At 64.4% G+C, this 13208-nt stretch carries 10 protein-coding genes; 2 read left to right on the plus strand and 8 right to left on the minus strand.

Translation table 11 applies throughout. The features are described 5' to 3' along the window. Positions 1 to 113: 113 nt before the first annotated feature. The 3 genes from J7I12_RS11765 to yedF all read right to left on the minus strand — a co-directional run bounded on the left by J7I12_RS11765 (position 114) and on the right by yedF (position 2595). Positions 114 to 788 carry a hypothetical protein gene (locus J7I12_RS11765; protein ID WP_130957901.1) on the minus strand — a complete coding sequence of 225 codons (675 nt, stop codon included), beginning with the start codon at positions 786 to 788 and terminating at the stop codon, positions 114 to 116. 83 nt (positions 789 to 871) lie between these two features. Beyond that, positions 872 to 1639, minus strand: a complete 768-nt coding sequence (locus J7I12_RS11770) for a septal ring lytic transglycosylase RlpA family protein (protein WP_118230190.1) — start codon at positions 1637 to 1639, stop codon at positions 872 to 874. Positions 1640 to 1983: 344 nt separating this feature from the next. Beyond that, complete coding sequence (gene yedF / locus J7I12_RS11775) at positions 1984 to 2595, minus strand: sulfurtransferase-like selenium metabolism protein YedF (RefSeq protein ID WP_118230189.1); 612 nt, start codon at positions 2593 to 2595, stop codon at positions 1984 to 1986. Positions 2596 to 2747: 152 nt separating this feature from the next. Here yedF and J7I12_RS11780 point away from each other — a divergent pair, with 152 nt between their 5' ends. Together J7I12_RS11780 and J7I12_RS11785 are read left to right on the plus strand one after the other, a co-directional pair. Then, entirely contained in the window at positions 2748 to 4442 is a 1695-nt protein-coding gene (locus J7I12_RS11780) for a bacteriohemerythrin (protein WP_302548417.1), read from the plus strand. A 561-nt stretch (positions 4443 to 5003) separates the two neighbouring features. After that, complete coding sequence (locus J7I12_RS11785) at positions 5004 to 5930, plus strand: energy transducer TonB (protein WP_302548418.1); 927 nt, start codon at positions 5004 to 5006, stop codon at positions 5928 to 5930. Positions 5931 to 6069: 139 nt separating this feature from the next. Here J7I12_RS11785 and J7I12_RS11790 read toward each other — a convergent pair whose 3' ends face one another. From J7I12_RS11790 to J7I12_RS11810, 5 genes are all read right to left on the minus strand, one after another. Beyond that, positions 6070 to 9195: a molybdopterin dinucleotide binding domain-containing protein gene (locus tag J7I12_RS11790; RefSeq protein ID WP_302548420.1), complete on the minus strand. Its 3126-nt coding sequence runs from the start codon at positions 9193 to 9195 to the stop codon at positions 6070 to 6072. Positions 9196 to 9199: 4 nt separating this feature from the next. Then, positions 9200 to 10207 (minus strand): NrfD/PsrC family molybdoenzyme membrane anchor subunit, encoded by a 1008-nt coding sequence (nrfD, locus tag J7I12_RS11795; RefSeq protein ID WP_288908453.1) that lies wholly within the window; start codon positions 10205 to 10207, stop codon positions 9200 to 9202. After that, a complete protein-coding gene (gene dsrO / locus J7I12_RS11800) occupies positions 10200 to 10919 on the minus strand; it encodes a sulfate reduction electron transfer complex DsrMKJOP subunit DsrO (RefSeq protein WP_118230184.1) in 720 nt (239 codons plus the stop codon). The genes nrfD and dsrO overlap by 8 nt, the downstream gene beginning before the upstream one ends. A 226-nt stretch (positions 10920 to 11145) precedes the next feature. Continuing rightward, complete coding sequence (locus J7I12_RS11805) at positions 11146 to 12726, minus strand: ammonia-forming cytochrome c nitrite reductase subunit c552 (protein WP_118230183.1); 1581 nt, start codon at positions 12724 to 12726, stop codon at positions 11146 to 11148. Continuing rightward, the gene (locus J7I12_RS11810; RefSeq protein ID WP_118230182.1) at positions 12719 to 13186 is read right to left on the minus strand and encodes a cytochrome c3 family protein; all 468 of its coding nucleotides are present in this window, start codon (positions 13184 to 13186) and stop codon (positions 12719 to 12721) included. The genes J7I12_RS11805 and J7I12_RS11810 overlap by 8 nt, the downstream gene beginning before the upstream one ends. Between the last annotated feature and the right edge of the window lie 22 nt (positions 13187 to 13208).

Consider the following 13208-nt stretch of genomic DNA (forward strand, 5'->3'; position numbering starts at 1 on the left):
TTTTGATTCTGGTCCGAGAAGACGGCGTGGGGGCCGCGTGTCCTGCCGGGGCGCAGGCCTGCCTGCGGATACAGTGTGGAACCTGCTCTAGGAGTAAGGCGCTCAAGGGCGGTTCAGAAGTCCAGTTTGAACTGCATGCCCAGGCCCAGTTGGGAATCGGGCTGGCGGTTGTTGCCGGGGCGTTCGCGTTGTTCGTTTTTAAGGATGAGTTCTGGGCCCACGCCGATGCTCAGATCCTCCGAGGGGGCCATATCCGCATAGGCGCGCACCACATGGCGGCTTTCCAGGGTCAGATTTTCGTCCGGGGCGCTGTTTGGGTCGGCAGGGGATTCGCGCCAGGAGGCGCTTTCGTCCGCCACCTGTACGTTCATGCCGCCCCGTTTTTTTTCTTCCTGCTGGGCTTTGTCCAAGGCGGAATTGATGCCGGCGGCCGTGTCCACACTACCGGATTTTTTACCTACGGCCCGCTGCTGCAGATTTTCGGAGGGCAGGCCCTTTTGCCAGGCGTTGCGGCTGGAATCCGCCGGGCCAAAGGCCCACGGGCGGGCGTGCAAGCCCTGAGCCTGGCGGTGGGCAACCGGGTGACGGGGCGGGGCCTTCTTGCCCGCGTAAGATTTTTGGGGCGTGCCCGCTTTGGACGGCACAAGCCGGGCCTTAGCGCCGGTTTTGCCGGGCGCGGCAGGCTGGGGCTGGTCCGCACCTGTCGGGCCCGCAACAGCGGGCGCGGCCGCAAAAGCGACCACAAGCAGGCAGCAGAGCAAAAAAAGCCACAGTCTGACCATAGGCACAAGTGTATGCGGGGGACAGGCCCCCTGTAAAGGGTGGGCCGGCGTCCTTGCCCGGGCCCGTGGGCAATCCGCCTGGGGTTTTGTCAGCGTTGGGCCGCGTTGCCCAGCACCACCACGGCTTCTGGGTGGACCTGGCGCACGGCTTCGTGCATGGCGGCAGCATCGGCAAAGGCGCGGTAGGGGCCCAGGGTCTCATCGCCCATGGCGGCCTTGTAGCGCACGTAATAGGCTTCATCGGGGCTCAGGGGGGTGCCGCTTTCGTCGCTGACAACCTCCAGGGCCACGCGCCCCACGCCCTTGTTGCCGATATCGATCTGCTGGGCTGCGGCGTAGGAAAGATCGATGATGCGACCGCGTACAAAGGGGCCGCGGTCCGTCACACAGACCATGACACTTTTGCCGTTTTCCTGGTCCGTGACGCGCACTACGGTGCCCATGGGCAAAGTGCGGTGAGCTGCGGTGAAGGTGTACATGTCGTAGTTGAGCCCGCTGGCCGTGGGGCCGCCGTGAAAGTCGCGGCCATACCAGGAGGCCTTGCCCGTCATGATCTCGCTTTCCTGGGCGCGGCGCAGCCACACGTCACGGCTGTCCACGCTTTCGCGCGTCACACGGCTTTGCTTTTTGCCGTTTTTGCGCTGCGTTTTCTGCTTTTGGGCGGAGGTTTTTTTGACGTTGCGCTTGGCGTTGCGCACATCTTTGGAAGCGGATTTTTTGGAGGCGGCTTTGGAAGAAGCGGAAACCTTTTTGACGGAAGCATCGCCGGAAGAAGCCGCGTCGGCTTTAAGGGGAGCGACCAGGAGCATACAGGCTGCCAGGACCGCCGGCACAAAAAGCCAGCGTGAATACTGCATGACCATTCCTTTGTTGTTGTTCGAGGCTGGCCGGCGAATTTGCCGGACGGACCGCGCCCGCAGTCCTGACCCCAGAAACCTTCCTCTGGCGGCGGCAGCGCCTTGCGCCCCGTTCCGCCGGTTTCCCCGGGGAATGCCTTTTCTGATGCATCAAGTGTACCGTAGGTAAATGGTTTGTGTCAAACTGTGAATAAACTTTTTATTTCAATGGATTAGCATGAAATTTTTTCTAAAAAAAGTCAAAAAAACGGCCGCCGTGGGTCTTGTGACGCCCGAACGTTTTGTCTGTTTTTTGTCGCCGTACCGCAGCGGCCGACGGCGTGGGGGCAGCATAAAGGTCTGGTTCAGGGCCGGATGATTTTGTCCGCCAGGTCAAGGCTGGTGACAATGTCCAGCATGTTGGAAGTTTCGCCTACGGCCTTGGCTTCCAGCAGGCCGTAGTGGGTGAGGCAGGTGCCGCAGACCAGCACGGAAACGCCGTCGGCGGCCAGACGCTGCAAAGCCTCCAGGGCCGGGCCCGGTGTGGCGGCCAAGGTGACGCCGCCGTTGATGAGGATCACCCGCCAGAGGTGGGAGCCCAGTTCCGGCAGGGTGGTCAGAAAGTTGGTCATGAGCTTGGCGCCCAGGCCGTCATCACCCCTGCCCAGGGTGGGCGTGGTGATAAGCGCCAGGGTACGCGGGCCGTTTTTTGCCGCAGAGGCAGCGGGGCGGGCTTCCGGCGCGGCGGGCGGCTGCCCTGCTGCTTCGTCGGCGCTGGCCGTAAGGCTCCAGCAGGCCGGTCCTTCCTGCGCCACACTCACGGCAAAGCCCTGGCCGCGCAGAAAGCGGCTTACATTATCCACTGCGGGTTCGTTGTCTACCAGCAGGCGCAGGTCTTTGGCGCCCGCCCGCAGCAGGTCGCGGCAGCGCACCACCGGCAGGGGGCAGGCCAGGCCGCGGAAATCGGCTGTTTCCATATGTCCTCCTCACGCTCCGCCTGGGGGCGGGCCGCGTCAGTTGTGGTTTGTGCACGGCCCCTTAAGAATAGAGTTGAATCGGCCGATAAGCAAGCAAGGGCCGCGTCGGCAGATGCAACGCGCGGCCACGCGCAACATAAGGCGGGTTGGTTATGGGTATTGGACTGCAGGTGTTGGTGCTGGCGATTCTGGGGGCCCTGACTTTTTACGCGGATCTTGGCGGCGACAGGCTGATTTTTGTTGGGCTCGCGGCCCTCTGCGCTCTGGCCGACATGGCCTTGTGGCTGCAGGCGCGCGCTCAAAGCCGGAAACTCTACGACTACACAGGCACGCTTATTGACGTCGGCGATAATGCCCTGCACGGCGATGCCGCACAACGCGCCCTGCACTGCCTGGAGCAGCTGCGTGCGGCCACGGCCCGCCAACCGGAAAACGACGCCGCGCTTGTGCGGCTGCAGGAGGAAAATGCGGACCTGCACAGTCGGCTGACGGCGCTGGAGGCAGAGAAGGAAGCCTTGCAGCAAAAGACCGAGCAGGGGGGCAGCGTGCTGCACAAGGCCCACACGGTCTGCAACAAACTTTCTGAAGAGGTGCGCGGCCTTTCGCATCTGATTACGGCCGTGAACAAGGGGGTGGAGGTGCAGCGCGACCACCTGGCCGAAACAGCACAGGCCATGAAGCGGGTGGCCGCCACGGCCAGCGAGGCTTCGGTACAGGTGCGTGGACTTTCGGACAGCGCCCAGAACTCCAGCGCCAGCGCGGCCACGGGCGAGCGCGAGGTGGAGGGATCCGTGGCCTCCATTGAACGGGTTAAGGACACCATTGTGCAGCTCAAGGAAGCTATGGCCGGGCTGGGCGACAAGGCAAGCAACATCGGCCAGGTCATGTCCGTCATCAATGAAGTGGCGGATCAGACCAACCTGCTGGCGCTCAACGCGGCCATTGAGGCGGCACGGGCCGGCGAGGCCGGGCGCGGTTTTGCCGTGGTGGCCGACGAGGTGCGCAAACTGGCTGAAAAGACCATGGGCGCCACCAAGGAAGTGGAAGAGGCCGTGCGGGCCATTCAGGACGAAACCCGCCGCAACGTGCTTACGGTGGACAGGGCCGCCCAGCTTAGCGTGGACGGCGCGGAGCAGGCCTCGCGCGCCGGCAACTTCATGCGCGATATTATCCATGCCATGACGGAAACGGCCGGCAGCCTGCAGGTCATTGCCGACAACGCGGCGGGGCAGTCCAAAAACAGCGCGGGCACCAACGGCGCGCTGGAAGAAATCCGCAATGTGGCCGAAAACACGGCCACGGCCATGGAAAACTTTACCGCAGCCCTGCTTACCTTCCAAAGCGGCATGGAAGAGCTGGACATGATCGTCAACGCCCTGGTGAGCGGCGACTACGACCAGGCCGCCACAGACCAGTTTGTGCAGTGGACGCCCAAGCTGGACCTGCACGTGCCCATGGTGGACCGTCAGCACAGGATGCTGGTGGGCTATATTAACGAGCTCTACGAAGCCATGGCCCACAACCGCACCAGCAAGGAGCTGCAGGCCATTGTCAAAAAACTGCGCGACTACACGGCCACCCACTTCAGCGACGAAGAAAAGCTCTTTGCTCCCACCAGCTACCGGGGCACGCAGGAGCATATCAAAATCCACAGAAAATTTGTGGCCAAGCTGGACGAAGTGGAACAGGAACTGCAAAACGGCACGGCCACGGTGAGCATGGAGCTGCTTACCTTCCTCAAAGACTGGCTTGTGCAGCACATTATGGGCACGGACCCGACCTATGTGCCCTACCTGCCGGCCGAGGACAAGGATTCGGAAGCGGACCTGAAGAGCGCGGCGGTTTAGCGCCGGTTTATCCTGAACGTGCGTTGGCGGTCTGACGGCTTGCCCGGGCTGCACGGCCGGGCTCTTGCTTTTATCGTATTTTAGTGTTACGATTATTTTAAAGATAACTTTAGGGCATTGCAACGTTGCAATGCCCTAGCAGTTGTGTGAGCAGACGCCCGCCATGGAGGCGCAAGCGCAGCTTTAGCCGTTACGTCGCAGGAGCTTGGCCCGCTACGACGAAGGAAGTTCCGGGCAAAGACAGCGGCGCTGGCTACGGATGAAGACGGCACCGCTATGTATTTGCGCGGGTAAGCGCCGGAACTCGTGTGCCGTAAACTTTTGTGACTACCTCTTTTCAAAGGTAATCTGCTCTAGAGCATGTAACACTTGAAATGCTCGCTTACGGCAGGCAAAAGCCTGCCTTCTCGCATTTCGTGGCAAGGATTTTCAAGAAAATCCTTGCAGAGCAGTTAGCTCATTTCATTTGCTAACTGCTCTAAAAGCCGCCACATTCTGCCGCCCGCAAGGCGGGGCCGGCGCGTAACAACGCATTTGAAGGTAAGATAAGGAGTCTGCGGCATGGGTCGTTCCGCGCATCCCCTCCCGCTTCCCGTCCTGACGGTTTCCGCCGTCGGCGCTCCGGCTATGGCTGCGGAGCCCGGAGTGGGCGCGTCGGAGGCGGCGGTCTTGCCTGCTCTGCCCGCGCCGGAATCCGGCGGCCGCCTCGCGTGCTGCAGAGGGGTGTTCTCTTCCCTGCTGCTGCACGCCGCTCTGGTCATCCTGGCGTTGGCGGCTCCGCTGACCGGCGGCGGGCCGCAGCCCGTCCCCTTGCTGCGGGTCACTCTGGTCAGCCTGCTGCCCGGCCCGGCGGTTTCCATGCCTGCGGCCCCTGCCGCGCCCACAGCCGCCGCGCCCGCCCCGCCGTCAACGCTGTCTGCCGCGGAAGCGGCTGCGTTGGCCCCCAAAGCCGTTACCCCGTCCCCCGTGCCCCGCAAAAACGCCGCCCTTGCTCCCAGACCGCGCGCGCCGGCCTGGCCCGCATCCGTGCGGCCTACGCCCGTAAAGCCAAATCCTGCCCGGCCTGCCGCTGCCGGTTCCGCGCCCGTTGCCGCAAGTCCGGCCAAAGCAGCCGCCGACGCTCCGGCAACGGCCTTGGGCGCAGGCACGCCCGGCCCGACGCCCGGCGCGGCCCAGGGCGAGATTCGGGGCGAGGCCCTTTACACGCCCAGCCAGCTGGACAGGCCTCCGGCCGTCACCCGTCCGGTACGGCCCCATTATCCGGACAGCGCCCGCAGCCGCCGCCTGGAAGGCCGGGTAGTGGTGCGGCTGGTGGTGGAATCTTCCGGCCTGCCGGGCCCCTGCGCCGTCCACGCGGCCAATCCGCGCGGCTATTTTGAGGACGCCGCCCTGGAGGCCGCGCAGCGCACGCGCTTTCGTCCCGGCAGCAAGGACGGTCGGGCCGTGCGCACGGTGGTGCTGCTGCCCTTTGATTTCCGGCTGCAATAGCCTGCGATAGCCCGCGGAAAAGGGGCGGGTCGCTCACCGCTCCCAAAAAAAGCGGAGAAAGCCTTTGGTGCAGCTTTCTCCGCCCGTGTAGGCGCATATGGAATTCCAGGCTCCAGGACCGGGAGGGCGCGTAGCGCCGCTACCCCCGGAGCCGTTCCACCCGGACAGGAATGCCCTGGCGCACAGCGCTGCCCGAATCGCTTTCGGTCAGGGCGGTAACGCCTTTGCGGCTGGGGTCGCCGGGCACAAGGTCGTTAAGGTTCATGCCTGTGCCGCAGCCAGGTACAGCGGGGATGCGCCTTCCGTCCACCCAGACGTCGGCGGCGCCCAGGGCCTTGTGCCCAAAGCCGTGTTCTACGGCCACTACGCCGGGCATAACTGTTTCCGTCACCGTGACCTGCGCTTCAGTCGCGCCGCCGGGGCTGACCAGACGCACGCGTTCCCCTTGCAGTACGCCCAGGGCGCGGGCGTCGTGCGGGTGCAGAAGGACCATGTTCACTGGTTTGATGGTCCGCAGACGCGGCGAAACAATGGCGTAGGAATTGATCAGGTTGGATTTGAACGAAATCATCAGTAAAGGATAGTCTCGCTCGCTCCAGTGCTGCCGCAGGGGCGTGCCGTCGCTGAATTCTCCGGTCCGCAGGGTAGGAAGGCCGCTGTAGTGCCGCCCTGTCTGCCAGTGCACAGCCTTGGCGGCGTCTTCGTTGTATACGCACAAGGCGCGGGTCCAGCGGCTGCCCAGTTTATCGCCGTCGTAGCCGGCGGCAAAGGGCGCGAAGAGGCCGCCCCGGCTGTAGATGCGGGCCACGGGGCCGCGTTCTTCGGGCGGCAGCACGGCCGTAATGTCCGGCAAAATGCGCCCGATGCCCGAAAGCCGCGTGTCTTCCGCACTGGGTGCGGCCTGAACCTGCCCCTTACCGAAGGCCATGTTGGCGGCCAAGCGCAGATAATAGTCCTGCGGCGTGTTCAGGGGGTGCAGCGCGCCGTCCGCGCCGGGGATGGCCTTATCCCCAAAGCCGGGCAGATCCATGCGTCTGGCCACGGCAATGAGAAACTGCTCCATGCACACGGGTTGTCCTTCGGCGGTCTTTTGCTGCGACGGGGCCACAGCAGGCCAGCGGGCCGTGGACATGCGGGTAAGCACGCCGCACCAGGCCCCGGCAAAGCCGCCCCAGCCCTCGTACATGCAGGGGTCCGGCACCAGGTAGTCGGCATAGGCGTTGGTTTCGTTGTGAAAGGCGTCGATGCCGATGATTAGGGGCAGATTTTTGGGTTCGCGCAACAGCGGGTCCATAACCTTGTGCAGCCCGCCGTGGCCGTACAGCACGTTGCCCGTCCAGTTGATCCAGGCTTTAAAGGTAAAGGGATAGCCGTTGGCGTGGCCCAGCAGATGCTCGCCCGGCATATTGGGGGGCGTCAGCGGAAACCAGGGTGAATCTGCCGGATAAGGATTGAGGCCCGCCGCCTTCCTTTTCCGGAAGGCCGTGGATTTTTCGTAGGGGGCGCGGCAGCGGTTGGCCGGAAAGCCCTGCGGTCCCTTTTTGCCGGGAAAGTTGTTCAGATCGTAGCGCGGCCCGGCATAGGCGGCCTTGTGGAAGTTCGGCGGGGGCACGGCCACGCCGCCTTTAACGTTAAGGTTGCCGATAAGCGTGTTCAGGGTCAGGGCCGCAAAGGTGGCATTCATTCCGGAAAGGCTCATCATGCCGCCGTGCACGTCCACCACGGCCCGCTTGCCGTGGGCGGTAAACTCTCGCGCCAGGTCTTCTATGGTTGCACGCGGTACGCCGCAAAGCGCGGCATACTCGTCCAGACTGTGGGCGCAGGCTTCTTCCTTCAGCAACTGCAGGGCCGTGGCCGCTGTGGCCGTGGTTCCGTCGGGCAGCGTTACCTCGCCGCGAAAGAAAAGCGCCGCCGTGGGGCACTGCCCCGCCGGGGTCAGCTCTCCTTGAAGGCTCATGACCAGGGGCTCGCCGGGCAGGGGGGTACCGTCCGGGCCTTTTTGTCCCGTGGGGGGCAGGCGCAGTATTTTGTTTTGCTGCGGGCCGGAAAGGCAGACCAGGTGGGTGGCGTTGGAAAAGGCCGCTTCCCCGGCAGAAGTGGCGGCCTCCAGGGTGGGGTGGCTCAAAAAGGCCGCGTCGTGACGCGCGTTTTCCAGAATCCAGCGGATCATGCCCAGGGCCAGGGCCGCGTCTGTGCCGGGCCGCACAGGCACCCAGCGGGCCCGGTCGCGCGCGGCGTCAGTGACGGAAAGGCGCAGTACCGGGTCAATGACCACATAGTGCAGGTTGCCCAGGGTGCGGGCCTCGGCCACCATGCGGGCCGAGCGGTTGAAGGGGTTGCCCGCCTGGGCCGGGGCCGTGCCCCAGAATAAGGCAAATTCGCAGTGCTCAAAGTCCGGCTTGGCGTGCGTGTTGGTGGCCAGATTGTTCAGGGCCATGCCGGAACCCATGCGGAAGGAAAGCCCGCAGTAAGCCCCGTGCTTGCCGAAGTTGCGCGTGCCGTAGGATTGGATGCCGAAGCGCTGGAAGAAAAAGACCTCCCGCCCGTCGTCAAAGGCGTAGGTCAGAAGCAGGCGGTTGGCGTGGGGGCCGAACTCCGGGTGTTCCGGATTGGCTGGGCCGGGTGTTTCACGGATGGCGCGCAGGCCGTCCACCGGCCCCTCGCCGAACAGGTCTCCGCCTTCCACCACCTCTTCCACCAGCTGCTCAAAAGAGATGCTCTTCCAGCGGCCTTCGCCGCGCTTGCCTACCCGTTTAAGGCACTGCCGCACGCGAAAGGGGTTTGTTTGGGCGTCGGTCATGGCCGCGCCGCGTCCGCAAACAGCGGCCCGCCCGCTGTGCCCGGCCAGGGGGGATTCAGGCGCGTCGGCTCTGGCGGAAAGGGCGCGCAGGGCTTCGCTTACGGGAGTCTGCATGGGCAAGGCGTGGGAGGACGCCAGCGGATTGTAGGGATTGCCCGCCACGCGCGTCACCTGCTCCTTGCCCGCATCAATGTGCAGACGCACGCCACAGAGCGTGGTGCAGCCCCAACAGAGATTGAAGGCGGTGCGGACGCCCTGACCGGGACTGACCTGCCCCTGGGCGTCCACCGAGTATTCGGGTTCCAGAGCGTTTTTGTTCACGGGGTCGCGCACGGGCATGCCCGCCGTGCCCCGCATAATGCCGTCCAGAACGTTCTTGCCCGCACCGGCCGAGGCGGCGGCCAGTGCCCCCGCGCCCAGCAGGGCCGCGCCTGTGCCCAGAAATTTACGTTTCTTCGCGTCCATGGTCCTATCCTTCCAGAGTGGGGGCGGCCGGCGGCAACAGCCGGGGCAGGAGCACGGCCACCAGCACGGCCAGCCCCGCCGTGCCGGCAAAGGCGGCCAGCGCGTCCGGCCGCAGCAGGTCAAAAAAGGCGGCACGCGCCGGATACAGCGCAGCGTTGCGCCCAAAGATTTCCCCCATGTGTACAATCTTCCACAACAAAAGTACGCCGGACAGCAGCGCGGCAAGCCCCCAGGCCGTCCGGCCGCCGCGCCCCGTATTGTGCAGCAGCAGGGCCGTCAGCCCCAGCAGGACCATGAGCGTTTCCGGCCCGTGCCACCAAGGTCCCACAAAGGGGGCAAAACCCTGGGGCGCGGGCAGCAGCAGTGCGGCCAGAGCGCAGAGCGGCACAAGGGCGGGCGCGGTGCGGCGCAGGCCTTCCGGCGGGGCGGAGCAGCGCCCCAGCACGGGCCAGAGGCGCAGGGCCAGCAACAGGGCCAGGCCTGCAGCCCCGGCGGTCCCGCCCGCCAGCAACACGGGCGTGGCCCAGAGGGCGGACCAGAGCGGACGCCCCACGCAGGCGCGCAGCTCGCCCGTGGCATAGGCCAGCACCAGTCCCCCCAAAATCAGGGCGGCCAGCGCCAGGGCAAGCCGGACCGGGGCGATCAGGCCCCCTGTGCGGACCGCAGGTTCCTTGCGCCGGTGCAGCCAGAGCAGGGCCAGGGAGCAGAGCAGGGCCAAGGGCAGAATATAGGCTCCCCAGGCCGTCCACGACGAAAAAGCCGGATGGGCCACAAATTCCCAGACGCGCAAGGGCTGTTCCAGGGGCACGAACACGCCCAAAAGGCCGCAGGCCAGGGCGCAGAGGGCCGTGAGGGCAAAGAGGTAGGCCCAGGAAGCGGCGGCGTGCCAGGCGGCCAGCCCCGCGGCCGGCAAGGCTACGCCGCCCGTCAGGATCATAGTCAGGGCCAGGGGTTCCCAAGCCCCCCACTGGGGCGGTCGGGCAAAAGGCACGAGGTCAAGAAATTCAGTCATGGCTGGCCCTCCCTGCCGGATCCACGGGCAGCGGCTCCGGCACGCCGTTCGCATGGATGAAGCGTGCGTCCAGGCCGAGGTAGAAGACGTGCGGCCTGGTGTCTTTTTCAGGATACAGCACGGCCACCTTGCCCGTGTAGGCGGCCAGCAGGCGGCTGACCGGACTTAGGGGGTCGTGCAGGTCGCCAAAAACGCGCGCGCCGCCCACGCAATTTTCTACACAGGCGGGCAGCAGGCCGGCGGCCATGCGGTGGGCGCAGAAGGTGCACTTGTCCGCCGTGTGGGTTTCGCGGTTCAGAAAGCGCGCGTCATACGGACAGGCCTGCACGCAAAAGCCGCAGCCGATGCAGGTGGCGGCGTTGATGAGCACCAAGCCGTCCTTCCGCTTGTAGGTGGCGCCCACCGGACATACGGGCACGCAAGGGGGATTTTCACAATGGTTGCAGAGACGCGGCAGCACGGCCAGGGCAGGGGCGTGACCGGCGGCCGGATCGCCGCCCAGAGCGTATTCGTTGACCGTGGTGCGGAACTCGCCCAGGGGTACGGCATTTTCCGCCCCGCAGGACACGGTACAGGATTGGCAGCCCACGCAGCGGCGCAGATCCACCACCATGGCGTAACGCGGGCCTTGCGGCGCATCCGCCTGAGCCGGATCTGCAAGCAGACCGGCCGCGCTCACGCAGCAAAGGGAAAGGAAGGTTCTTCGGCGCATCAGGCCCTCCATTAACACGATCCCGGCGAAACCGTGACTGTTGCATGTCAATCGTAATTAGACCAGTTTTGTAGGCTTTGGACCTCTGGCTGTCAACTTTGGACCATTTGGCACAATCTGTTGCCAGGCTGGAGAGGAACCGGCCCGCCGCGCGTGGACAAAAAAAGGCGGGGGCAGACCGCAAAGGTCCACCCCCGCCGCAGCGGTCAGGAAGTACGCGCGCGTGCTATCGGGGCGCGGCGCTGGATTCCAGGCGGTTTTGCCCGTCCCAGACCTGGTCGGCCTTGGGCAGCACGGGCAGCAGTTTGGTCCAGGGGTTCTTTTGCAGGAACTCGCCGTCCTGCTGCAGCTTGCGGCTCAGCTCCAGAATGGGCGGCACCACTTCCCTGATGTCCTTGGCCATGATCGGCGCAATGGTGAACTGCGTGGCCTCGGTGGCCAGAGCCACGGCGCGCTCGCTGCATTCCAGCGACACGGCCAGCGTGTTCATGGTCTTCACGGGGTTATGGAAGCCCATGCTGTTTTCGGCCGAAACGTAGTCCCAGAAGAGCTGGCCCTTGCGGACCATCTCGCGGGCTTCGGTCATAAGAGCGTCATAGTTGTCGGGTCGGGGGCCTTCATAGGCATTGGCCAGGCGTACGGCCTCGTGGGCCTTGACCGAAAGCGCCTCGGCCCTGATGAGCTGCTTGTACGCCTTTTCCTGTGTATAGAGCACGCGGCTGCGCAGGTAGTCCGCAGTCTTGTCGGCGTGGCACTGGCGGCAGGCGCGCATTTCAGGATCCTTCATGGGCGAGGTCATCCAGTGGCTAGAAACCTTTTTGCCGTCTTCTCGCACGTACTGCATGTGGCAGTCGGCGCAGGAAACGCCCGCTGCGCCGTGGGGGCCGTCCTGGAAGGTTTCGTAATCCGGGTGCTGCATCTTGATCATGCCCACCTTGGAGGCGGCGTGCACCCAATCCACAAAGGGGCCGGGCTTGCCGTCGGGGCCCTTGGGGCCGTGGCTCTTGTAGTACTGGTACATGTCTTCGGGGTTCTTGCCGTTGTCCCAGGGGAAGACCGGACGCAGCTTGGGGCCGTTGTCCTGGTGGGTAAAGTAGTATTCTACATGGCACTGGGCGCAGACCAGGGTACGTTTTTCGTTGCGGCTGAGCTTGTTCCAGTCCTGTCCGCTGCGTTTGAGCCAGTCCTTGAGAGGCTCGGAGTAGGGGCGCAGCTCCATGGTGGCCGGGTCGTGGCAGTTGGCGCAGCCGATGGTTTCGTCTCTGGCGTCGATGGATTCCTTGCCGCGAAATTCGTTGACGTCCTTGGACCAGAAGGAATCGCCGTACTGGGCGATCCAGTTCATCATGCGCGGCGTTTTGCAGTTCCAGCAGGTGGCGGGCATGTTGCCCTTGCCGTCCGCGCCAAAGCGGTTGAGGCGATCAATATTGACAAAGTCTTCCACCGCGTGGGTGTGCCCGCGCGTTTCATTGTATTCATACATAAAAGGGTAGCCCAGCCAGAGATTTTTAAGATAGGGCTGGGCGTGCTTGAAGCCCTTGGGCAGCGGGTTGACGCCGTCGTTCTTGTGGTAGGGCACGGAGCCTTTGTACTCCGTCATCACCTTGTCTTCGTCGTTTTTCATGTACGAAGCGTGCTGCTGCGGAAAGGCTGCCTTGAAGGCGGAAATGCGCGTTTCCGTTGCGGCAATGCCCGTCTTGTAGGTGGGGGCCTTGAGCTCGGTGGAAACATCTTCACAGCCGCCAAGCGCCAGCACGGCCAGCAGTGCGGCCCCGGCAAAAAGAGGAGAAACTACGGTCTTATTCATAGGCTACCGTCCTTGTGCTGATGGGCCGCATGCGCATGTGGGCCACGTTGCGGTGACAATCCACACAGTAGGGTTTGGCGTCCATACTGGCCACGTTGACGTTGGTCTGGGCGTGGCAGGCCTTGCAGTTGGCATTGACGACGTCACGGGTGTGCAGACTGACGGGGTGCGGCACGTCCTTGCCGGTGATGTTGCCCCAAAAGTCGCGCAGGCCCTCCTGGGCCTTGAATGGCAGCTTGACCAGCAGGTTGTGCGGCGCGTGGCATTCGTTGCAGGCCAATCGCGCGTGCGTGCCTTTCTTCTGGGTGACGGCGGCCTCTTCCATGATGTGACAGGTGGAGCAAAAAGGCCGACTGTCCGTGGTCGTCATGGCGTAGGCCAGCACGCCCAAAAGCGCCATGCCCGCCACAACGCCGCCCGCCAGCCACTTGAGCCAAGGTCCATGGCGGGGTGTTCCCATAAAGCCTCCTTGGATGCGTTGC

Origin of the sequence: Desulfovibrio diazotrophicus (assembly GCF_902498985.2) — a bacterium.
Classification (GTDB): domain Bacteria; phylum Desulfobacterota; class Desulfovibrionia; order Desulfovibrionales; family Desulfovibrionaceae; genus Desulfovibrio; species Desulfovibrio legallii.

Excerpts from the sequence above, each read along its gene's own strand:
- yedF (WP_118230189.1), bottom strand. The coding sequence starts at position 2,595 with ATGGAAACAGCCGATTTCCGCGGCCTGGCCTGCCCCCTGCCGGTGGTG.
- J7I12_RS11770 (WP_118230190.1), bottom strand. The coding sequence starts at position 1,639 with ATGCAGTATTCACGCTGGCTTTTTGTGCCGGCGGTCCTGGCAGCCTGT.
- J7I12_RS11780 (WP_302548417.1), top strand. The coding sequence starts at position 2,748 with ATGGGTATTGGACTGCAGGTGTTGGTGCTGGCGATTCTGGGGGCCCTG.
- J7I12_RS11805 (WP_118230183.1), bottom strand. The coding sequence starts at position 12,726 with ATGAATAAGACCGTAGTTTCTCCTCTTTTTGCCGGGGCCGCACTGCTG.
- J7I12_RS11790 (WP_302548420.1), bottom strand. The coding sequence starts at position 9,195 with ATGGACGCGAAGAAACGTAAATTTCTGGGCACAGGCGCGGCCCTGCTG.
- J7I12_RS11785 (WP_302548418.1), top strand. The coding sequence starts at position 5,004 with ATGGGTCGTTCCGCGCATCCCCTCCCGCTTCCCGTCCTGACGGTTTCC.
- dsrO (WP_118230184.1), bottom strand. The coding sequence starts at position 10,919 with ATGCGCCGAAGAACCTTCCTTTCCCTTTGCTGCGTGAGCGCGGCCGGT.
- nrfD (WP_288908453.1), bottom strand. The coding sequence starts at position 10,207 with ATGACTGAATTTCTTGACCTCGTGCCTTTTGCCCGACCGCCCCAGTGG.
- J7I12_RS11810 (WP_118230182.1), bottom strand. The coding sequence starts at position 13,186 with ATGGGAACACCCCGCCATGGACCTTGGCTCAAGTGGCTGGCGGGCGGC.